The organism is Kribbella voronezhensis (genome assembly GCF_004365175.1).
GTDB lineage: Bacteria > Actinomycetota > Actinomycetes > Propionibacteriales > Kribbellaceae > Kribbella > Kribbella voronezhensis.
This window is the reverse complement of record NZ_SOCE01000002.1, coordinates 875,967-895,830: the sequence shown is the minus strand read 5'-3', so window position 1 is coordinate 895,830 and position 19,864 is coordinate 875,967. Positions and strand designations below refer to the sequence as shown.

17 protein-coding genes are annotated in these 19,864 nt (G+C 68.0%); 6 read left to right on the top strand and 11 right to left on the bottom strand.

Features of this window, described 5'->3' with window-relative positions:
* Positions 1–42 precede the first annotated feature (42 nt).
* The 5 genes from EV138_RS31500 to EV138_RS31480 all read left to right on the top strand — a co-directional run bounded on the left by EV138_RS31500 (position 43) and on the right by EV138_RS31480 (position 6,337).
* Positions 43–1,695, top strand: a complete 1,653-nt coding sequence (locus EV138_RS31500) for an FAD-dependent oxidoreductase (protein ID WP_133983514.1) — start codon at positions 43–45, stop codon at positions 1,693–1,695.
* Between the two features lie 3 nt (positions 1,696–1,698).
* Positions 1,699–3,090, top strand: coding sequence for a sensor histidine kinase (locus tag EV138_RS31495; protein WP_133983513.1), 1,392 nt, complete (start codon positions 1,699–1,701; stop codon positions 3,088–3,090).
* Positions 3,091–3,339: 249 nt separating this feature from the next.
* On the top strand, positions 3,340–4,647 hold the full coding sequence (locus EV138_RS31490) for a hypothetical protein (protein WP_133983512.1): 1,308 nt from the start codon (positions 3,340–3,342) through the stop codon (positions 4,645–4,647).
* A 74-nt stretch (positions 4,648–4,721) separates the two neighbouring features.
* Entirely contained in the window at positions 4,722–5,441 is a 720-nt protein-coding gene (locus tag EV138_RS31485) for an alpha/beta fold hydrolase (protein ID WP_133983511.1), read from the top strand.
* Positions 5,442–5,497: 56 nt separating this feature from the next.
* A complete protein-coding gene (locus tag EV138_RS31480) occupies positions 5,498–6,337 on the top strand; it encodes an endonuclease/exonuclease/phosphatase family protein (protein WP_133983510.1) in 840 nt (279 codons plus the stop codon).
* A 15-nt stretch (positions 6,338–6,352) separates the two neighbouring features.
* On the opposite strand, the gene EV138_RS31475 is transcribed toward EV138_RS31480, so the two are convergent.
* From EV138_RS31475 to EV138_RS31435, 9 genes are all read right to left on the bottom strand, one after another.
* Positions 6,353–7,039, bottom strand: a complete 687-nt coding sequence (locus EV138_RS31475) for a GAF and ANTAR domain-containing protein (RefSeq protein WP_133983509.1) — start codon at positions 7,037–7,039, stop codon at positions 6,353–6,355.
* Positions 7,040–7,142: 103 nt separating this feature from the next.
* The gene (locus tag EV138_RS31470; protein ID WP_133983508.1) at positions 7,143–7,424 is read right to left on the bottom strand and encodes a hypothetical protein; all 282 of its coding nucleotides are present in this window, start codon (positions 7,422–7,424) and stop codon (positions 7,143–7,145) included.
* A gap of 43 nt (positions 7,425–7,467) precedes the next feature.
* Positions 7,468–7,908, bottom strand: a complete 441-nt coding sequence (locus EV138_RS31465) for an Hsp20/alpha crystallin family protein (protein WP_369410851.1) — start codon at positions 7,906–7,908, stop codon at positions 7,468–7,470.
* A 145-nt stretch (positions 7,909–8,053) separates the two neighbouring features.
* Positions 8,054–9,988 (bottom strand): glycoside hydrolase family 43 protein, encoded by a 1,935-nt coding sequence (locus EV138_RS31460; RefSeq protein ID WP_133983506.1) that lies wholly within the window; start codon positions 9,986–9,988, stop codon positions 8,054–8,056.
* A gap of 7 nt (positions 9,989–9,995) precedes the next feature.
* Positions 9,996–10,673, bottom strand: coding sequence for a hypothetical protein (locus EV138_RS31455; RefSeq protein ID WP_133983505.1), 678 nt, complete (start codon positions 10,671–10,673; stop codon positions 9,996–9,998).
* Positions 10,670–11,560 (bottom strand): carbohydrate ABC transporter permease, encoded by an 891-nt coding sequence (locus tag EV138_RS31450; RefSeq protein WP_133983504.1) that lies wholly within the window; start codon positions 11,558–11,560, stop codon positions 10,670–10,672. Before EV138_RS31450 ends, EV138_RS31455 begins: the two co-directional genes overlap by 4 nt.
* The gene (locus tag EV138_RS31445; protein ID WP_133983502.1) at positions 11,557–12,516 is read right to left on the bottom strand and encodes a carbohydrate ABC transporter permease; all 960 of its coding nucleotides are present in this window, start codon (positions 12,514–12,516) and stop codon (positions 11,557–11,559) included. The genes EV138_RS31450 and EV138_RS31445 overlap by 4 nt, the downstream gene beginning before the upstream one ends.
* 3 nt (positions 12,517–12,519) lie before the next feature.
* The gene (locus EV138_RS31440; protein ID WP_133983500.1) at positions 12,520–13,791 is read right to left on the bottom strand and encodes an ABC transporter substrate-binding protein; all 1,272 of its coding nucleotides are present in this window, start codon (positions 13,789–13,791) and stop codon (positions 12,520–12,522) included.
* An 87-nt stretch (positions 13,792–13,878) separates the two neighbouring features.
* On the bottom strand, positions 13,879–14,907 hold the full coding sequence (locus tag EV138_RS31435) for a hydroxyacid dehydrogenase (protein WP_133983498.1): 1,029 nt from the start codon (positions 14,905–14,907) through the stop codon (positions 13,879–13,881).
* A 93-nt stretch (positions 14,908–15,000) separates the two neighbouring features.
* On the opposite strand from EV138_RS31435, the gene EV138_RS31430 reads away from it, so the two are divergent.
* Complete coding sequence (locus EV138_RS31430) at positions 15,001–16,092, top strand: LacI family DNA-binding transcriptional regulator (RefSeq protein ID WP_202867021.1); 1,092 nt, start codon at positions 15,001–15,003, stop codon at positions 16,090–16,092.
* Here the strand turns inward: EV138_RS31430 and EV138_RS31425 are convergent.
* Positions 16,089–17,972 carry a DUF2264 domain-containing protein gene (locus tag EV138_RS31425; RefSeq protein WP_133983496.1) on the bottom strand — a complete coding sequence of 628 codons (1,884 nt, stop codon included), beginning with the start codon at positions 17,970–17,972 and terminating at the stop codon, positions 16,089–16,091. The genes EV138_RS31430 and EV138_RS31425 overlap by 4 nt on opposite strands.
* Positions 17,965–19,803 carry a heparinase II/III family protein gene (locus EV138_RS31420; protein ID WP_133983494.1) on the bottom strand — a complete coding sequence of 613 codons (1,839 nt, stop codon included), beginning with the start codon at positions 19,801–19,803 and terminating at the stop codon, positions 17,965–17,967. The genes EV138_RS31425 and EV138_RS31420 overlap by 8 nt, the downstream gene beginning before the upstream one ends.
* Positions 19,804–19,864: the final 61 nt, after the last annotated feature.

Below are 19,864 nucleotides of genomic sequence, written 5' to 3'. Positions count from 1 at the left end.
GTCGGTCGAGGTGGTTAGGCTCGGTTTCGGGGGGAAGATCAGATGAGCAAACCCACCATCCTGACCGTCGACGACGATCCCATGGTGTCCGCCGCGATCTCGCGGGATCTGCGGAACCGCTACGGTGACGACTATCTGATCGTCCGGGCGAGCTCGGGCGCGCAAGCCCTTGCGGTGCTGGCGAAACTCGCGCTGCGCAACCAGCCGGTCGCGTTGATCGCGGCCGACCAGCGGATGCCGGAGATGACCGGGATCGAGTTGCTCGAGCAGGCGCGCGGGCACGCACCCGGCGCGAAGTACCTGTTACTCACCGCATACGCCGACACCGACGTGGCGATCAAGGCGATCAACGACATCGGCCTCGACTACTACCTGCTGAAGCCGTGGGATCCGCCCGAGGAGCGGCTGTTCCCGGTCGTCGAGGACCTGCTCGACGACTGGCGCCAGGCCAATCCCGACCACACCTCCGACGTCCGGGTGATCGGCAACCGCTGGTCCGATCGCAGCCACGAACTGAAGACGTTCCTCGCCCGCAACTACGTGCCCTACCGCTGGTACGACGTGGAGCGCGATTCCGAGGCTCAGCGACTCGCCCAACTGGCGGAGGCGATGCCGGCCGATCTGCCGCTGGTGTTGATCCCCGACGGCGACACGCTTCGCTCGCCGTCAACTCTCGATCTGGCGGGCGCGCTGGGTCTGCGCACCACTGCTCAGCAGCCCTTGTACGACGTCTGCATCGTGGGCGGTGGTCCCGCCGGTCTGGCCGCCGCGGTCTATGCGGCATCCGAAGGCCTGAGCACGGTCATCGTCGAGCGGGAGGCGCCGGGCGGACAGGCCGGGCAGAGCGCGGCGATCGAGAACTATCTCGGGTTCCCCAAAGGACTGACCGGCTCGGATCTGGCCCAGCGTGCGGTCGCCCAGGTCTCGCGGTTCGGCGCCGAGATGGTGCTCGCCCGCTCGGTGATCGGCTTCGAGACCAGGGGCCCGGTGCACGCCGTCCAGGTCGAGGGCGCGGCCGAGATCGAGGCCCGCGCGTTGATCGTGGCCACCGGGGTCTCCTACCGACGGCTAGACGCGGCCGGGCTTGCCGAGCTCACCGGCCGCGGCGTGTACTACGGCGTGAGTGCGAGCGACGCGAGCCAGTGCCAGGGCGACGACGTCTACCTCGTCGGCGGCGCCAACTCGGCGGGTCAGGCCGCGCTCAACCTGGCGCGCTACGCGACGAACGTCGTACTGATCGTGCGGGGCGCCTCGCTCGAAGCCACGATGTCGCGGTATCTCATCGACAAGATCGCCGCCACCCCCAACGTCCACGTGCGGTGCCGCAGTGAGGTGGCCGCCTGCCGCGGGAACGGCCACCTCGAAGCGATCACCATCGCCGCCCGGGACAACGGTCGCGTCGAAGAGGTCCCGGCGAGTTGGTTGTTCGTCTTCGTCGGCGCCTCGCCGCGGACCGAATGGCTCGGCCCCGATGTACTGCGGGACGACAAGGGATTCGTGGTGACCGGTCAGGAACTGCTTGCCCACGACAAGGTATGGCGGTTGCCGAGGGCCCCCTTCGCGCTCGAGTCGAGTGTGCCCGGGGTCTTCGCGGCCGGCGACGTACGGCTCGACTCGATGAAGCGCGTCGCCTCGGCGGTCGGCGAAGGCGCCATGTCGGTCTATCTCGTACACCGCTATCTGGCCACGGTGTAGGCCATGCGAGTCGACGACCTCCGCGGGCTCGGGCTCTTCGCCGGGCTGACCGACGAGCAACTGCAGCAGCTGATCGACGGAGGTTCCGAAGTACTGATCGAGCCTGGAGTCAAGCTGTTCACCGAAGGCGACCATGCCGATCACTGGTGGGTGCTGATCGACGGCGCGATCGAACTGTCGCGGCATGTCGGCCGCGAGGACTCGGTGGTCGGGCGGCTCGACGTACCGGGTCGGTGGGCCGGTGGCTTCAGAGCGTGGGACGAGCGTGGCGTCTATCTCGCGTCGGGGCGGGGCGTGCAGGAAGGCCGCGTACTCCGGGTGCCGGCTCCGGTACTGCGTACGCTCACCGACGCCTGGTTTCCCTTGGGCAGTCACCTGATCAACGGGGTCTACGGGACCGCACGTTCCATCGAGGCGACAGCGCGGCAACGCCAGTCGCTGGTCACACTGGGAACTCTCGCCGCGGGCCTCGCGCACGAACTCAACAATCCCGCGGCCGCCGCGACACGGGCCGCGGACGCGCTCGAAGCGGTCTGCCAGACCCTGATCACCTCGCTCGACCGCCTCGCCCAAGGAGAGATCTCCGCTCCGCAACTGACCGCGCTCGACAAGCTGCGCCGCGAGATCCAGCCGGCCGCGGTCGGCCTGGATCCGCTGGACATCGCCGATCAGGAGACCGCCCTGGCCACCTGGCTCGGGCGGCACGGCGTGGAACGTGACTGGGTGATCGCCCAACCGCTGGCCGCGGCCGGGGTCGACGTCGCCTGGTGCGAGCGCGCGGCCGCAGTACTGGATGAGGACAATTTCGAACCAGGGCTGGAGTGGGTGGCGAGCACCTTCGCCGCGACGGCGTTGCTGTCCGAGGTGAGGATGTCGACCCGGCGCATCTCCGACCTGGTGGCGGCGGTCAGGTCCTATTCGCAGATGGACCGCGCCTCGTTGCAGCCCACCGACGTGACGCAAGGCCTCGAGAACACCCTGGTGATCCTCGGCCACAAACTCCGCGACGGGATCGAGGTGGTCCGCGAGTACGGCGACCTGCCCCGGATCGACGCGTACACCGGCGAGCTGAACCAGGTCTGGACCAACCTGATCGACAACGCGGTCGACGCGATGAACGGCACCGGCACGTTACGCCTGCACACCCGTGCCGAGGGCAACGAGATCGTCGTCGAGATCACCGACACCGGCGAAGGCATGTCGCCCGAAGTCGCAGCCCGCGCCTTCGAGCCCTTCTACACCACCAAGGACGTCGGCAAAGGCACCGGCCTCGGACTCGACATCGCCCAACGCATCATCACCGAACACCACAACGGCTCCATCACCATCACCTCCACCCCCGGCAACACCACCCTCCACGTCCACCTCCCCACCCACCAAAAACCCACCACCTGATCACCACCTTCCGCCAGCGGTTCGTTTCCCACGCACCTCCTCCGTCGGCGCTCCCACCCACCCCGGGTCGCGGCTCCTCCGTCGCCGCTCAAAACCCGCGCGCGCCGGCCATGCCTGCACCCACGGGCGCGGCGAGACCCAAGGCCCCCGGGCTTTCCATTCCGTGCAGGAAAGGGTTTCCGGTGCGGCGCCGAGCTCACGACGCGCCGTCGACCTCCGAAGCACACCTACCGACCGTACGGTGGGGCGGTGAGTTTCGTACGGGCCTCATTGCGGGCCGCCCACCGCACTTTGACAGACGACAACTTCGACCTCTGGTTGCTGACCGGCGCAGCCGGTGTATTCACAGTCCTCGGAATCGTGAACGTAGCGAGCATGAGCGTGCTCAGTTCGGCGATCCTCGCGCTGCTCGCAGCATTGTCCATCTCGCAGATCCGCTCCCGGCGTCTGGTCGCGCAGATCGCCGACCGCGCCGGACCTGCCGACGTACTGCTGCACAACTTCCCGGAGGATCTCATCCGCCGACGAGCCGATGCCGACGATCTCCTTCTGATCGGCATCGCGATGGCACGCACCATCCAGGGCGCACGCGACGACCTCCATCGTGCGCTGACTCGTGGCGCACGCATCCGTGTCCTCATCGTCGACCCGACCGACCAGAAACTCGTCGAGCAAGCAGCCCTGCTGCGTCCGACCGGTCGCGCAGCCCTGCTGTCGCAGCGGATCAGAACAACGCTGGACGAATTGGTCGAGCTCAAGGCCAGCACGCAAGGCAACCTGGCGATCCGCGTCGCCCAGTTCATCCCTCCCATCGGCGTCAGCCTCATCAACGCGCGCGGCTCTGCGACCGTGACCATCCAGCACCCCGAACTGAGACCCGCTGCCGAGCCTGGACCGATCCTGCACTTCGCCGAAGCTGACGGTGCATGGTTCACCTTCTATGCGCGTCAGGCCGAGCGGCTGTGGGAAGCCGGCACTGCATGGCCACCGCCGCCCGGGCGGCGATTGAACGCACTCGCACGCCCCCAGTTCACTCAATCGTTCGGCGCCGAACTGCTGACCTCGATGAAGGCTGCGAAGGAGCTTCTCATCACAGGCGTCGCGCGCAACACGTTGCTGGTCGAGAACTACACCGAGTTCGAGCGCTGGCTGCGGCAAGGCTGCGCCATCCGTATCCTGCTGATCGACCCGAGGTCGAACGCGGTCGAGACCGCGGCCCAGAGGTACTACGCGGAGCGGTCCCTGGAGTCCGCCAAGGCGCGGATCGACCAAGCCCTGCGGTTGCTGTCCGAGTTGGCCGCGTCGACCGGTGGAACGCTCGAAGTTCGCCTCACGAGCCACCCGATCCCACTCGGCCTTGTCGCAGTCGACGCCGCCGCCGGCCGGCATACCGACTACTCGGCCCTGTTCATCGAGTACTACACCTTCCAGGCACCAGGCGAACCCAAGTTCGTCCTCCAACCGGCCGACACCTGGTTCCCACAGTTCCTGGCTGAAGCCGAACTCCTGTGGAGCAGTGCGCGCCCAGCGCACTTCGGTGACCGGCCTCAGGGGTGAGGGTGGGGTTTGTTCATTATTAAGGATATAAAGCTGGCAAAGGAGCGCGACAGGAACCGAAACCGGAGGTAGTGATGGCGAACGACAGCAAGCCGACGATTGTTCTGGTGCATGGGGCGTTTGCGGAGTCGGGCGGGTGGGGGCCGGTCGTCGAGCGGCTGCAGGGTGAGGGGCACACGGTGATCGCGGCGGCGAATCCGTTGCGGTCGGTGGCGTACGACGCGGCGCAGGTGCGGGCGCTGGTCGACACGATCGACGGGCCCGTCGTGCTGGTCGGGCATTCCTACGGTGGAATGGTGATCAGTAAGGCCGGCGCGGGTGCGGAGAACGTCACGGCACTGGTGTACGTCGCCGGGTTCGCACCCGAGGCCGGCGAATCCGCGGCGGCATTGTCGAGCCAGTTCCCGGGCAGTTCGCTCGGCGAGACGTTGCGGCCGGTGCCACTCCCGGACGGCAACCAGGACATGTACGTGGCGCAGGAGTTGTACCGCGGGCAGTTCGCCGCCGACGTACCGGAGGAGACCACCCGGCTGATGGCTGCCACCCAGCGGCCGATCACCGTCGCCGCGCTGAACGAGCCGGCCGAGGGACTGCAGGCCTGGGCGTCGGTCCCGAGCTTCTTCCTGATCGCCGAGGCGGACAAGAACATCCCGCTCGCCGCGCATCGCTTCATGGCCGAGCGCGCCAAGGGCGAGGTCGTCAGCATCGAGGGCGCTTCGCACGCGGTGTTCGCCTCTCAGCCAGCCGAGGTTGCGGACCTGATCCTCCGCGCGGCCCGCACCGGCGTGCAGTAGGCGCCAACGGGGTACCGACAGCGTCGAGAAGGGATGGACGCTGGCGAAGGAGGACGATGACCGGGATGCGGGTGCTGACGTACAACATCTTGTCTCGCGATCATGCGGACGGGCCCCGGCGGGAGAAGGTGCTCCGCGCCGGGATCGCAGCTCTGCAGCCGGATGTCGTGGCGCTGCAGGAAGTCACCCGGAGCGAGCACCTCGACCAGGCGCGCGAACTGCTCGGCCCGGAGTACACGATCGTCGATCACCCGTCGCAGCCACCCGACCCGGTGGGTGCTTGTCTGGCAAGTCGGTGGCCGCTGGGTGCCGTGCACAGTCTCGACCTGCACGTCACCCCGCAGGCGGGCGGCCTGCCATGGGCAGCTGTGGTCGCGGTCGAAGTGCAGGCGCCGGATCCGCTCGGGGCCGTTCTGGTCGTTCATTACAAACCGAACTGGCAGCTGACGAGCGAGTACGTCCGCGAACGCCAAGCCGTCACCGCCGCCCGCTGGATCGAGGAGCTGGTCGGTGTCCGGGCTGATCTCCCGGTCGTGCTGCTCGGTGATTTCGACGCGGACGCGCAGGCGGCCAGCATCCGATTCTGGACCGGCCGTCAGTCGCTCGACGAGCTGAGTGTGCGTTACGAGGACGCTTGGGAGAGTGGACACCGCGACGAACCCGGTCACACCTTCAGCCCGGCCAATCCCTTGGTGCCGGCCGGGGAGATGAAACTCGAGCGCGGCCGCCGGATCGACTACATCATGGTCCGCTCCGGCATCCACGGACCACTGCTCGACGTGCGCGACTGCCGGATCGTGTTCGACGAACCGGTCGACGGTGTGTGGGTCAGCGACCACTTCGGGCTGTTCGCCGAACTGGTTCGGCCCGATCGGCCCGTCGGTGAGTGGGACTGAGGCCGACGCAGGCGATCAAGCCGCATGGGCGGAGGTTCGGGTGACGATGCCGGCGGCGATCTCGCGGAGTTTGACGTTCTGTGTCTGGGAAGTGCGGACCAGGAAGGCGAAGGCGCGCTGCTGATCGAGCCGGTAGCGCTCCATCAGGATTCCGACGGCCGTCCCGATCTCGCCCCTGCTTTCGAGGGCGCGGGACAAGCTTGTTCCCTGGCTGTTCCAGCCGAGCAGCACCGCCACCCAGTTGGCGAACATGGCGCCGAGGTAGCGTGCGTCCGGTCCGAAGGCCGCCGGCTCGTCGGCGTACAGGTTCAGCGCGCCGCGGACCAACGGATCGGCGCGGAACTGGAACGACAGTTGGGACCGCAGGCCGAGGTCGGCGGCCTTCGGCCCGTACAGCGGCCAGCGGGAATCGCTCCCCAGGTCGTCGGCCTGGACCACCTGCGCGTTCAGCGCGGCCTCGACGCACGGCCCTTGCCGGAGTTCGTACTGCGTACGGTCGGCGAGGTCGGCGACCTCGTCCGTGGGAGTCAGGGTCTGGATCGTGCCGTTCTTGCCGGCCACCGAGAGGCTGGCGTGGGTCACACCGGGGATTGCCTCCACAGCGCCGGCGGTGATCAGCGCGAGGGTGCTGTCGACATCGCCCTGCTGACGCAACGAGTCGGCGACGGTCGTCATCAGTTCAGCAAACTCAGACAGTTCCATGTCCCTGCTCCACCGAGAGGACCAGGGTGATGCGGCTCGAAGGGCCGCATCACCGGGTCAATGGCATCGAAGTTGTCGGATCTCCTCACCTCCTCCGAATCGGTCAAACCAGGTGAGCGAGCGGAGGACCACGCTGCCGGCCCCGCGGCGGACGCGCCGGCGACATGTCCGTCGGCAGGAAACCGTCACGCTGCGATCGGGCGGCCGGTCGTGGCGCGGCCCAGCCGCCGACCGGTGGACACAGCTTGCGCCGGGGCGGTTGGCACGGCGTCTCCCAGCAGGCGGTGATCAAGGCGTCGAACTCGGCCCGCAGCAGGTCGCTGTCGTCGAGCACGAGGTCGAGGAAGACCTCGTCGACCGGTGTCCGCTGGTGGATTGCCGTCATCGATCTCACCCCATCAACAGCATGCGACTGCCTGGAGGCCTCCTCAGGCGTTGATCTCCTTGCGGTCACCGCTGTCGGTCGCGGTGATCGAGATCTTGCGCGGTTTCGCCTGCTCGGCGACCGGGATCTTCAAGGTGAGGACGCCGGCCTCGTAGTTCGCCTGGATGTTGTCCGCGTCGAGGGTGTCGCCGAGGAACAGCTGCCGCGAGAACGCCCCGAGCGGGCGTTCGGCGACCTGGACCTCGACGTCGTCGCCGAGCTCGAGCGGCCGGCGTTCGGCCTTCACCGTGAGGACGTTGCGTTCGACGTCGAGCTCGATGGCGTCCGGCGAGATACCGGGCAGATCGAAGGAGACGACGTACTCGTCGCCGTGGCGGTAGGCGTCCATCGGCATCGGGGTCGGCCGCGACCACGTGCCCGGTGCCTGGCTGCCGAAGAACTGCTGGGCCAGCCGGTCGAACTCACGGAACGGGTCAGTGCGCATCAACATCGTCCTTACACCTCCTGAAACTCGATTTCCACGGTGGTGTCAACACGCACTTCCCTTATAGCAAGTCATCAAAACGATGACAAGTAGTTCCGTCATCCCATCGCTGACGATTCGCCTTCGTCGAATCCGGTCCGCCGGCTCAGCTGCGCGCGATCATCAACCAGCTGACCTGGATGTCCGGTGAGCGGGTCGGGGCGATCGTGACGGTGACCTTGCCGTCGGGACCGACCGGTACGTCGTGGTAAGCCGCCGCCTCGTTGGTTCCCGTGAAGAGGCGTTGCTGGTCGACGACCGAACCGTTGATCGTCACCTGCGCGGCACGGTTCGCCCACGGCCACGGATCGAAATAGCCCGCGTGCACGGTGTAGGTTCCCGGCTCGAGCCCTTCGAAGGTGTAGACGAGCGGCTCGTGGTTCTTGGCGTACCGCAGCGTGCTGTAGAGATCGCCGCTCGCCGGACCGGCGGGTGCACTCGCGCCGGTGTAACCCCAGGTCTTCCCCGTCGCCGGATCCACCCCGAGCGGCTGCTCAGGGCTCGAGTTCAACAGCGACCCGGCCGCCTTCGTCAGGGTCTGCCAGTCCGTGGTCGCCACGCCACCGGCGTTGACGGCGTACCGCAGGCCCTGCGGTACCACGACGATCGCGCGGGTGAAGGTCCGCCCGTCCGCCAGTGTGCCGCGGACGTTCGCCGGTCCCGGCCGGGCGACGGTCGAGGCGTCCCAGGTCACGGCCACCTGCTTCGACACCGAGCCTGTCTTGACACTCACACTGGCCGGCAGCGTGCTCGTGTCCCCCAGTGCCACGTGATCGGGAAGCTGCGTGTCGACGGTCCACCGCTGGTACGCCGGGAGGTCGCCGAGCCGCCACTCCTGATCCGGGCCGATCGAGAGACTGCCGCCCTCGCCGAACGACATCGGCATCCACACGTACGGCGCGGTCGCCAGCGAGTCCGGCGTCCACCGGTCGCCCATGAAGATGAACTTGTTCTGCTTCTGGTCGTAAGGAATCACGCTGGTGCTCTGCGAGCTGAACGTGTTCGCCGCGCCCGGTCCGCTGATCGGGCTGCCCTGGTCGGTGAACTGGCCGAGGATGTTCTCCGAGGTCGCGTACCTGGCCGGGTTCGCGTCCCAGCCGGTCGCACCCGAGGTGATCAGGTAGTACCGGCCGTCGGACTTGAACATGGCCGGCGCCTCGCGCTGGTTGCACACCAGCGTTCGCACGAAGTCCTTGCCCTGCACGGCATTCTCCGGCCGCGCGGACAGGTAGGTGTAGTCGTGGTTCAGCTTCGAGATGTACATCGTCCGGTTCTCTTCGGACGCGTAGATGATGTACGCCGTACCGTCGTCGTCCACGAACAGGTTCATGTCCCGCGCCATCCCGCCGGCCGGGTCGAACGAGGAGCCGGTGCCGCACCAGGGCACGGAATCGGTCGGCACGTGGTTCAGCCGGTACGAGTCCACCCAGCGGAACGGGCCCTTCGGCGAGTCCGCGATCGCCACGCCGGCCTCGGCCCGCGCGTACGTCGACGTGCTGGTCGGCGACGAAGGCCCGTCGGAGTGCACCCACATGACCCACTTGCGGGTGGCCTTGTTGTAGATCACCTTCGGCCGCTCGAGGATCGAGGGCTTCGCCCAGCCGTCGGTCCGGACGCTGTTGGTCGACAGGTCCCGCCAGACGATCTCCTTCTGCGCGGCGGAGTACTTCTTGTAGAGCTTGCCGAAGTACTTGTCGTCGAACTGGTCCGGCGAGCTCATCGTGCGCAGGGCGAGCCCGTCGTTCTTCCAGTTGTAGAGGTCGTACGACGAGTAGACGTGGACACCCGGGCTGTCGTAGTACCCGTTGCTGCGGTCCTCGCCGTACCAGTACCAGATCCGACGGCCGTCCTCGTCGGTCGCCGGTACGACCTGTCCCCCATGGGCCTGGATGACCTGGCCGTCGGTGTCGCGCCATTCGAGACCGGGACGGAACGAGCTGTACTTCTCCGAAGCGGAACTGATCGGCGCCGTGATCAGGCCGAGTACTGCGAGGGCAGCGCTCACCAAGGCGACGCCGCGGACCGATCTGGATGCTTTCATCGTTCTCCTAACTGGGCGGTGCGGAGAGGTGCCGGAGCTGGAAGGAACTGTTCGTGGCGACGACCCACAACGCGCAGCCCGGCACGACAGCGAGGCCGGCCACCGGGACCTGACTGACGATGACGAGGGCCACTGCCAGGACGCCGAGCGACAACAGACTGAGAGGCCAGCCCCGTACGCCGGTGTAGACAGCGAGGCGCAGCAGTGCCCGGACTCTCAGCTCCGGCCTGGTCCCCACAAGCACCAACGCAGTAAGGGAAGTGGCGAGGACAAGCACCAGCAGTACCACCAGCAGCGGTACTACGGCTGCGCCTGGCGGGCGGCCGGCCAGCACCTTCAGGTCTGAAAGCAGCACGCCCGTCAGAGCCGCCGCAATGAAGGTCACAGCGAGCGCGCGCCGACTGAACGACAAGACGAGGCGGAGCAGCGCAGTCACAGGAGGACGTGGGTCGTCGAGGGCGAAGTACGCGAACGCCCCGGCCGCGGCCGGACCGAGCGGAAGGGCCAGCAGGCCGAAGAACAAGGGGTATCGCAACGGTGCGTCGACGGCACCGAGAGCCAGCATCAACGGCGACCCGGCCAGGGCGAGGACGAGATTGACCGCCAGCACGCGATGCGCGAACGACCAGAGCAGGTCCCACGCGTCCGCGCGGACGTTCACCCGCGACAACGGCGAGGCAATCACTTCATCCCACTCGTCGCGATGCCCTGCACGAAGTACTTCTGGCCGAGCAGGAAGATCACCAGGATCGGCAGCACGGACAACACCGAGCCGGTCATGATCATCGCGTACTCGGCGTCGTACAGGCCGACGAACGAGCGCAGCCCCAGCTGGATCGTCCACAGGTTGTTGTCGGTCAGGTAGATGAACGGTCCCATGTAGTCGTTCCAGGTGTTGACGAACGTGAGCAGCGCGAGGCTCGCCAGCGCCGGCTTCGACAACGGCAGGATGATCCGGGCCCAGATGCCGTACTCGCTCAGCCCGTCCAGCCGCGCCGCCTCGCTCAGCTCGTCGGGAATGGTCAGGTAGTACTGCCGCATCAGGAACACCCCGAACGCGCTGAACGCCTGCAGCAGGATCAGCGACAGGTGCGTGTTCACCAGCCCGGCCTTCTGCATGATCACGTACTGCGGAACCATGTACGCCTGCCAGGGCACCGCGATCGTCGCGATGTAGGCGAGGAACAACGCGTCCCGGCCCGGGAACCGCACCTTCGCGAACCCGTACGCCGCGAAGCTTCCGGTCAGCACCTGCAACGCGGTGATCGTCAGGCTGAGGAACACCGAGTTGCGCAGATACGTGAGCAGCGGGATCCGCGACCAGATCGAGGTGAAGTTCTGCCAGTGGAACTCGGCCGGGATCCATCGGACCGGCACGCTGAAGACGTCCGCGTCGAGCTTCAGCGACGACGAGACCATCCAGGCGAACGGCACCAGGACCGCCACCGAGAGCAGCCCGAGCAGCAGGTAGGCGAGCGTACGCCGTACCGAGAACCCCGTCCGGCGAAGCGGCCGCCGCGGCTCGGTGAGCGGCGTCTCCGGCGTCGCCGGTGGTGAGATCGTCAAGGTCATCGCTCGCTCCTTCGCTGCAGCCGGAACTGGACCATGGTGATCGTCAGCACGATCACGAACAGCACCATCGACACCGCCGACGAGTAGCCGAACCGGCCCTGGACGATGCCCTCGCGGTAGATCACCTGCGACAGCACCAGCGTCGCGCGGCCCGGGCCGCCCTCGGTCATCACCTGGATCAGGTCGAACACCTTGAAACTGGAGATGGTCAGCATGATCAGCACGAAGAACGTGGTCGGCCGCAGCGACGGCAGCGTGATGTGGCGGAACCGCTGCCAGCCGCTCGCCCCGTCGACCTCGGCCGCCTCGTACAACTCGGCCGGGATCGTCTGCAGCCCGGCGAGGTACAGGATCATGTAGTAGCCGAGGTCGCGCCACACGCTGGCCACGATCACCGCGGGCATCGCCCAGGTGGTCGAGGTGGTCCAGCCCGGCGGGTGGTCGATGCCGACCGCCCGCAGGAACTGGTTCACCGGGCCCATGTCCGGGCTGAGCAGCATGTTCCACACCACCGCCACCGCGACCAGCGAAGTGATGTAGGGGAAGAACAACGCGGTCCGGAAGAACTGCACCGCCTTCAGCTTCTGGTTGAGCAGTACTGCGAAGCCGAGGGCTGCGCACAACGTCAGGGGGACGTGCCCGACGGCGTAGTACGCGGTGTTCTCCAGCGCGGTCCAGAAGGTGTCGTTGTGGATCATCCGCTCGAAGTTGGCCAGCCCGACCCAGCGGGGCGTGCTGTAGGAGTCCCAGTCCAGGAAGGACAACACGAGCGAGGCGATCACCGGCACCAGGGTCAGCGCGGCGAAGCCGAGGAAGTTCGGCAGGATGAAGCTCCAGCCGACCCAGGTCCGGCTGCGACGCCGGACCCGCCGCGGCGCGGCCGCGGCGGCCGGCCCCGGGCCGGAGGCAAGCCCGGACGCGGGCCCGGACGCAGGGGCGGACACAGGGGTGGTCATTGCTCAGCCGACCTCGTTCTTGACCCGCTTGGACATCTCGGCCAGGCCGTCGTCCAGCGACTTCTGCCCGGTCATCACGAGTTCGTGCTCCTCGGTCAGGATCTGGTCGACGTCGGAGGACTTGTCACCGACCGGCATCTCCAGCACGACGTCGTCGGGCTTGAACGCCTTCTTGGCCAGCGCGTCGCCGGGCACGCCCGGCAGGCCGAAGTAGGTGTCGAGGATCGGCTGGGTCTGCAGCGACGGCGTCACGCCTGCCTTCGCGACCGCGGTGGCGCCGGCCTCGCTGGAGGCCCATTCGACGAACTTCTTCGCGGCGTCGGCGTGCTTGGAGTTCTTGTTCACCGCGAACGCGGTCGGCGAGCCGAAGGTGGTCGTCTTGCCGTCCGCGGTCCGCTGCGGCAGTGGCGCCATCCCCCAGTCGACCTTGGTCTTGCCCGACTTCGTGTCGGCCAGCAGCGTCGCGGCGTACCAGGTGCCCATCGGCATCAACGCGGCCTTGCCGGTGGAGAACATCGTGTTGTAGGTGACCTTCTGACTCTTGGCGGTTGCCCAGGGCAACAGCGCGCCACTCTTCTGGAGGTCCAGTGTCATCGCGTACTGGTCCTTGAAGAAGCCGTAGTCGCCGCCGAGCAGGTTGCCGCCGGTCTGAGCGGCCGCGGTGGCCTGGACGACCGAGCGCCAGGTGTGCTGGTACGTGCCGTACACCTTGGACTGGCCGTCGCCCTTGGTCAGGCTCTTCGCCAAGGTGGCGTAGTCGGCCCAGGTCAGGTTCTGCAGCTTGGACTCCGGTACGCCGGCCTGCTTGAGCAGGGTCTTGTTGTAGTAGAGCACCCAGAAGTCCTGGCGGTAGGGCAGCGCGAAGTACTTGCCCTCCAGCTCGTAGGCCTTCAGTCCGGAGTACTTCGCCGGGTCCAGCGCCTTGGCCTGGTCCGTCATCGGCAGCAGCTGTCCCCGGGTGCCGAACCGGGCGTAGTCGATGACGTTCTTCATCGTCAGTACGTCGGTGGTGTCACCACCGGCCAGCATCGTGGTCAGCTTGGTCTGGTAGTCGTCGGCCAGGATGTCGACCGGCTCGACCTTGATCTGCGGGTTGGCCTGCTGGAAGCCGTCGATGATCGCCTTGAACTCCGGTGTGGTGGCGTAGTTCCAGAGCGCGACCTTGATGGTCTGCGGCCCGTCGGCGGCGGCCTGCCCGGACGAGCCACCTCCGCAGGCGGTGAGCAGGGCCAGCGCGGCGGCGCCGGCGATGGTGGTGACGAGGTGTCGCTTCACGACGTTCTCCTTGGACTCTGGTACGGCGTAGGTGGCGGGTTCGGGCGGGTTCGGGCGGTTCAGACGGGTTCGACGGGTTCGGGCGGTTCAGGCGGTGAGGGGGAAGACGTCGGCGGTGATCCGGGTCCGCAGTGGTTCGCCGGCCAGCCAGCGGGTGACCTCGGCGAGCACGTGATCGGTCAGCCGATGGATCTCGGTGCCGAGGGACCCGGCGATGTGCGGGGTGACCATGACGTTGTGGACCGAGCGCAACGGCGAGTCCGCCGGGAGCGGTTCGGGATCGGTGACGTCGAGGATCGCGAACAGCCGTCCGATCCGGCACTCGGCCGCCAGGGCGGCTGAGTCGATCAGGCTCCCCCGCGCCGTGTTGATCACCGTGGCGTGGTCGGGCAGCTGAGCCAGCTCGGCCGCGCCGATCATGTGATGCGTGCTCGGCAAAGCGGGCGCGTGCAGGGACAGTACGTCGACCCGCGGCAGCAGCTCGTCGAGCTCGACCAGCTCGGCACCGGCCGCCTGCACCTCGGCCGGATCGGCGTAGGGATCGGCGACCAGGACAGTCGCGCCGTCGAGGGTCCGGAGCAGGTCGACGACCCGGCGGCCGATCCGGGAGAAGCCGACGACCCCGATCGTGCGGCGGAAGTTCGACAGGTCACCGAAGCCTTGCAACTGACTCCAGCCCTGGTACGCCGTACCGGCGTCTGCGGCCAGGAACGGAGCCTTCTTGCCGGCGAAGATGATGGCAGCGAGCGTGTACTCGGCGACCGGGACGGCGTTGGCGTCGGCGCCGCTGGTCACCACGATGTCGCGCGACCAGAGCACGCTGTCCGCGAGGGAACGGACGCTGCCCGCGGCGTGGAAGACGGCCTTGAGCCGCGGCGCCGAGGCGAGCCGGTCCGCCGTCAGCCGCGGTACGCCCCACGAAGTGACGAGGAGGTCGGCCGTCTCGAGCCGTGCGCGCGCCTTCGCAGAGTCGAGCTCGTCCGTCCAGATCGGCTCGGGCAGTGCCACCAGCGAGGCGAGCCGGTCGAGCCTGGTCTGGTCGAAGTGGGCATCGAACGCCTCGCGGTTCATCACGAGCAGCGCCTCACTGCGGCAAGCGGTTACCGTTGCGGTCATGTGAACATGAGATGACCACAGCGATCACATCATCTACGGCTCGTCCGTGATCGTTCGCAAACGTACAGATTCGAACATCGGAGGTTGGTGCCCGTGTCGGACGACCGGCTGTTCGGCCTGCAGCGCCATGAGCGGGTGATGGACGAGCTCCGCCGCGAAGGGGCCGTCCGGGTGAAGGAGTTGGCCGAGCTGCTCGGCGTCAGCGAGCTGACGATCCGGCGCGACATCGCCGCGCTCGCCGCGCAGAACCTGCTCACCAAGGTGCACGGCGGCGCCACGCTGCCGACCGACCTGGCACCACCTGCGCGCCGCCGGGGCCCGGCCTCGCCCCGGTTCACCATCGGGATGGTGGTCCCCTCGCTGGACTACTACTGGCCGCCGATCGTCGGTGGGGCCCGGTCGGCAGCGGCCGCGCTGGGCGTGGCGATCCAGCTGCGCGGATCGACGTACGACTGGGCCGAGGACCGCCGCCAGATCACCCGGCTGATCGAGGCCCAGCAGGTGCAGGGGCTGCTGCTGGCGCCCAACTTGGAGGGCGATGTCGCCGAGATGATCGACTGGATCGGTCAGCTGCCGGTGCCGGTGATCCTGGTCGAGCGGCAGCCGCCGCGGTGGACGCGGACGAAGTACCAGGTCGAGTGGGTGCGCAGCGATCACGCGCTCGGCGTCGAGGTCGCCGTGCGGCACCTGTACGACCAGGGGCACCGCAATCTCGGCCTGCTGCTGTCCAAGGGCAGCCCGACCTCGGCCCACCTCGCGGCCGGCTGGGACGTGGTCTGCACCGACCTCGGTATCCCGGCCGATCTGGTCATCCGCGAGTCCGTGAACATGGACCAGCCCGGTCACCGCGACATCATCGCCCAGCTGTTCGACCGCTGCCGTACGGCGGGTATCTCGGCCCTGGTCATCCATTCGGACCCGGACGCGATGGCAGTCGCCCAGTACTGCGCGGAGCAAGGCATCCGGATTCCCGAAGAGCTGGCGATCGTTGCCTACGACGACGAGATCGCGCATCTCGCGGAGCCGGCGATGACCGCGATCCGGCCGCCGAAACCGATGGTCGGCCGGACCGCGGTGGAACAGATGGTCGCCCGGCTCAGCGAGGGCCGGCGCCGGCCGACGCAACGGATCCTGATCATCCCGGAGTTGATCATCCGGGACTCGACGATGGCTCGCTCGGGCTAGAAGACGTCCAGGGACAAGGGCTCCGAGTCGCCGTCGGACCAACTGACCTCGATCTCCCGGCCGCCGATCCGGAGCTGTGGAAGAGGTTCCGAGGCGGCGCCGGAAAGGGAGACGACGGCAACGAAGAGCTGCCCGGCGACGGCCGGTCCACGTAACAGCGGAACAGCAGTGTGGTTGCCGAGGGCACTCGATTCTCGGGTGTGCCTCCGGTTGGCCGTCTCGAAGCCGATCCGTCCTTCGACGGACGACACCAGCTCGTCAGCCCGGACCTCGGCGCGGCCGTCGACCGACTCACCCTCTGGCGGGTCGTCCGCGGACAGTGGCCAGCCGGACAGCTCCAGGACCTGGTCCGGCGCCAACTCCGCGGTGGGGTCGACGAGCGCGGCCCGGATCTCGTGGCTTCCGCGCAGCAGCGACCCCATCGCGATCCGCGGCCCTGCAATGACCGCTCCCCCGCGACCCGAGCCGTGTTCGGGTCCTTGGTCGTCGTCCGTCCGCACCCAGTGCGTCGTCGCGATCGACACGTTCGGCCCGATACCGACGAATCCGTTCCGGTGCGACAATCCGAGCTCGGGATGAACTATGCCGATGCTGTTCTCGAGTGGCTGCGCCCAGAACGGCTTCGCCATCGGTGGCATGGTGTGGGTCGAATATCCAAGGCGGGCATACAACGGTGAGTCTGCCCGTTCGTCCCCCGCCACCGAGTGGTCCGTGCCGTGGTTGACGGCTCGGACGATTCCGTCGGCGCGGGTCCCGCTGACGATCCACCCGGGCTCGGGGAGCTCGAGCGTGAAGTCCGAACGCTCGACCGGCAAGGGTTCCTCGGCGGCTGTCCAGACCGGGTGGTCCGCCGGCAGCATCAGGCCCAGCATGCCTTTCACGGCCCAGTACGGCGAACCGAAGCCCGAGTACGACTGCGCGATGGCCGGCCATTCGGCGTACCAGCCGACGTTGAGCAGTCCGCGCTGGTCCGGCACACCGCGGTCGAGGAAATGGCCGAGCATTCCGGAGGCGGCGCGACGCAGTACGCCGGGGCTGAGGTCGGTGGCGCCGGTGATCGCGCCCATCCAGAAGGGCGCGGCGGCGGCGAAGCGATAGGTCAGACTCCGGCCTTGGACCAGTGGCGCCCCGTTGCCACCGACCAGGTGAGCCGCGGTCGTCAGGAACGCGGAAAGCCTGTCCCGCCAGGCCTTCTCCAGGGCCGGGTCGCACAGCTCCGGGTCCATCGATGCCCAGAGCAACGGATAGACGTGCAGTGCCCAGCCGTTGTAGTGGTCGAAGGCGCGCTCCGGCCCGTCGGCGTACCAGCCGTCGCCGCGGTACAGCGACTCGTGCACGGCGAGGCCGCTCTCGATGTCCGCCGGCGCCCACGGGCCGCCGACCGATTTGAGGAAGGTCTCGACGACGATCTGGAACCAGACCCAGTTGATCGGCGGGTACTGCGAACCGACCACGGTCCCCAACCAGGCAACGATCCGCTCACGATCGAGGTCGCTCAGCCGGTCCCACAACCAGGGGCGGGACAGGTGCAGCCCGAGCGCGACCGAGCAGGCCTCCACCTTCGCCTGGCCGAGCTGGTCCGGGCGCGGCCAGGCGTGCGGTGACGCGGGATCCGTCCCGGCCCGCAGACCGTCGGCGTACCACTCGGCCAGGTTGTGCGGATCGTTGCCGTCGTCACCTTTCAGCCGGATCGCCATCAGCAGAAAGGATCGTGCGAACGCCTCCAGCGAATCGCTGTCCGGACCGTAGGCGCTGTTCGGTCCCGGCAGGTCGATCCGGGCGTGATCAGGTGCGGCCCAGGGGCGCAACGAGAGCAGCAGCCGATCGGCGGCCACGCCCCAGGCCTCGCGGGTCAGGCCGGTGAAGCCGGCGTCAGTCACGGGTACTCCTCGTCAGCGTCAGTCCGAAAGTCCGCCGGCCCGCGCCGACGTCGATGATCAAGCGATGCACAGCCGGGCCCCAGACGCCTGCCAGCAGGTCGTCGTCGACCGCCCGCGTCTCCAGTCGCCCGGTCCCGAGACCAGGGTCCCACCCCAGCTCGGCCAGACCGCCGCTCAGTGTCTCGATCACCAACCGGCCGGCCTCGTGGCCGACGGGTCGTCCCGCGATCACGAAGTGCTCGGCGATCTCGGTCTCCGCTGCCCAGGAATCCACGATCCGAACGGCTTGCTCACCGCGGTCGAGCGTGGCCACCCTCCGGAGCTGCCCGGTCGGATAGGCGTCCGAGAGGTCGACCTCGGCACCGGCGTCCCGGCGTACGGCGAAGTCGGTGGCGCGCCATTGCCGGCCCGGTTCCTGTTGCTTGCCGTCGACAACGGGCACGTTGTGCCATTCGCTGCGGACCACCCACTGCTCGTAGCGACGCTCGGAGAACGAGATCGCCGTGTAGGTCGGCTGGCCGAGATCTATCAGCACCGGCGCCGCATCGAGAGCCGCGATGACCGAACCGACGTCGTTGTGGTTGTGGTTCTCGTCGTTGTGGCCGCCCTTGACCGCCAGCGCCCAGCCGTCGGCGGAGCCGTCGTACTGCCGGGTGACCAGCAGTTGCACATCCGGGAGCCAACTCCATCGGGGCAATGGCAGCGGTCCGGGTTCGGCCTGCCACCAGTCGTCGTCGACGAGGGCGAACAATGCGCGACCGAGACCGACCTCCGGCAGTTCCTTGCGGTGGGCAACTGCTTGCGCCATGACGGCAGGATCGCCACTTCTCCGGCCCCAGCGGTGCAGCACGTCCCAGGGTTGTCGGGGGCTGGGTCTCGCCGGACCGTCACCGACGTTCACGTACCAGTCATCGCCGAGCGCCATCCGCTGGGGGTACCGGGCAACCTCCGGGAGCGGGTCACAGTGCCAGGGATGCAAGGCGCCCTGCGTTACCCGATCGAGCAACTCCAGTGCGCTCGCCAGGCGAGCGGGCCCGTTCCACCAATAGGCGTAGCCTTCGTCGCACCCACCGTCGGCCGGGAGGGCGCGAAGGTAGCGATCGAGACCGTCGACGACCAGTTCCACCACCTGCGCGCGCGTGGCCGGATCCGTCTCGAGGAAGAGGGCTGCCGCCAGGATGTGTCCGTGGATCCAGGGGTTCCAGTTGTGCAGGTGACCGTCGAGGCCGAGCCAGTGCCAGCGACGGTCGTCGACGAAGGGCTGGAGTACGCGTCGGCGTGCCTCCTCGCGCAGGCGCCGGCGCAGCCCCGGTACGCGCTCGTCCAGCGCCGCACCGAGGACGAGGTCGGCCCAGGCCAGGATCTCCACGGTCTCGGCCGCACCGAGATCCAGGTACGGCTCGGCCGGGTCCGCGACCACCTCCTGCCGGGCCGTCGCGAACGACTCGTGCGCGGCCCAGCACCAGGTCGTCTGCTCGCACAGCAACAACAGTCCGTCGGCCGCTTCGTCGACGTACTGTTCATCCGCAGTCAGTACGGCGGCGAGAACAGCCGTACTCGTCCTCTGCCGCAACTCCCCCGCCGGCCCCTCGTACGCCGTACGCACTCCGTCACGCCAGTAGCGGGCGAAGTCGGACAGCAACGTGTGCGGCCACGGCTTGCCGCGATCCGAGTCCGCCCGGGCCAGAATCGCAGCCCGGGCGGACGCGGTCCGCGATTCCCAAACGGCACGCTCCCGCAGCTCCGGTACGCCGACGCGGTCCCTGGCCGAGTCCAGCGCCGCTGACCGGATCGCCGGACTCAGGGCGTGCCACTGGTGCGCGATCGACATTCGACCACCCTCACGCGTGCCGCCGCCTGTCGGCCAGTTGCCGAACAGAATCGATCACAGT

Excerpts from the sequence above, each read along its gene's own strand:
- EV138_RS31500 (WP_133983514.1), top strand. The coding sequence starts at position 43 with ATGAGCAAACCCACCATCCTGACCGTCGACGACGATCCCATGGTGTCC.
- EV138_RS31495 (WP_133983513.1), top strand. The coding sequence starts at position 1,699 with ATGCGAGTCGACGACCTCCGCGGGCTCGGGCTCTTCGCCGGGCTGACC.
- EV138_RS31485 (WP_133983511.1), top strand. The coding sequence starts at position 4,722 with ATGGCGAACGACAGCAAGCCGACGATTGTTCTGGTGCATGGGGCGTTT.
- EV138_RS31480 (WP_133983510.1), top strand. The coding sequence starts at position 5,498 with ATGACCGGGATGCGGGTGCTGACGTACAACATCTTGTCTCGCGATCAT.
- EV138_RS31475 (WP_133983509.1), bottom strand. The coding sequence starts at position 7,039 with ATGGAACTGTCTGAGTTTGCTGAACTGATGACGACCGTCGCCGACTCG.
- EV138_RS31470 (WP_133983508.1), bottom strand. The coding sequence starts at position 7,424 with ATGACGGCAATCCACCAGCGGACACCGGTCGACGAGGTCTTCCTCGAC.
- EV138_RS31465 (WP_369410851.1), bottom strand. The coding sequence starts at position 7,908 with ATGCGCACTGACCCGTTCCGTGAGTTCGACCGGCTGGCCCAGCAGTTC.
- EV138_RS31460 (WP_133983506.1), bottom strand. The coding sequence starts at position 9,988 with ATGAAAGCATCCAGATCGGTCCGCGGCGTCGCCTTGGTGAGCGCTGCC.
- EV138_RS31450 (WP_133983504.1), bottom strand. The coding sequence starts at position 11,560 with ATGACCTTGACGATCTCACCACCGGCGACGCCGGAGACGCCGCTCACC.
- EV138_RS31445 (WP_133983502.1), bottom strand. The coding sequence starts at position 12,516 with ATGACCACCCCTGTGTCCGCCCCTGCGTCCGGGCCCGCGTCCGGGCTT.
- EV138_RS31435 (WP_133983498.1), bottom strand. The coding sequence starts at position 14,907 with ATGACCGCAACGGTAACCGCTTGCCGCAGTGAGGCGCTGCTCGTGATG.
- EV138_RS31420 (WP_133983494.1), bottom strand. The coding sequence starts at position 19,803 with ATGTCGATCGCGCACCAGTGGCACGCCCTGAGTCCGGCGATCCGGTCA.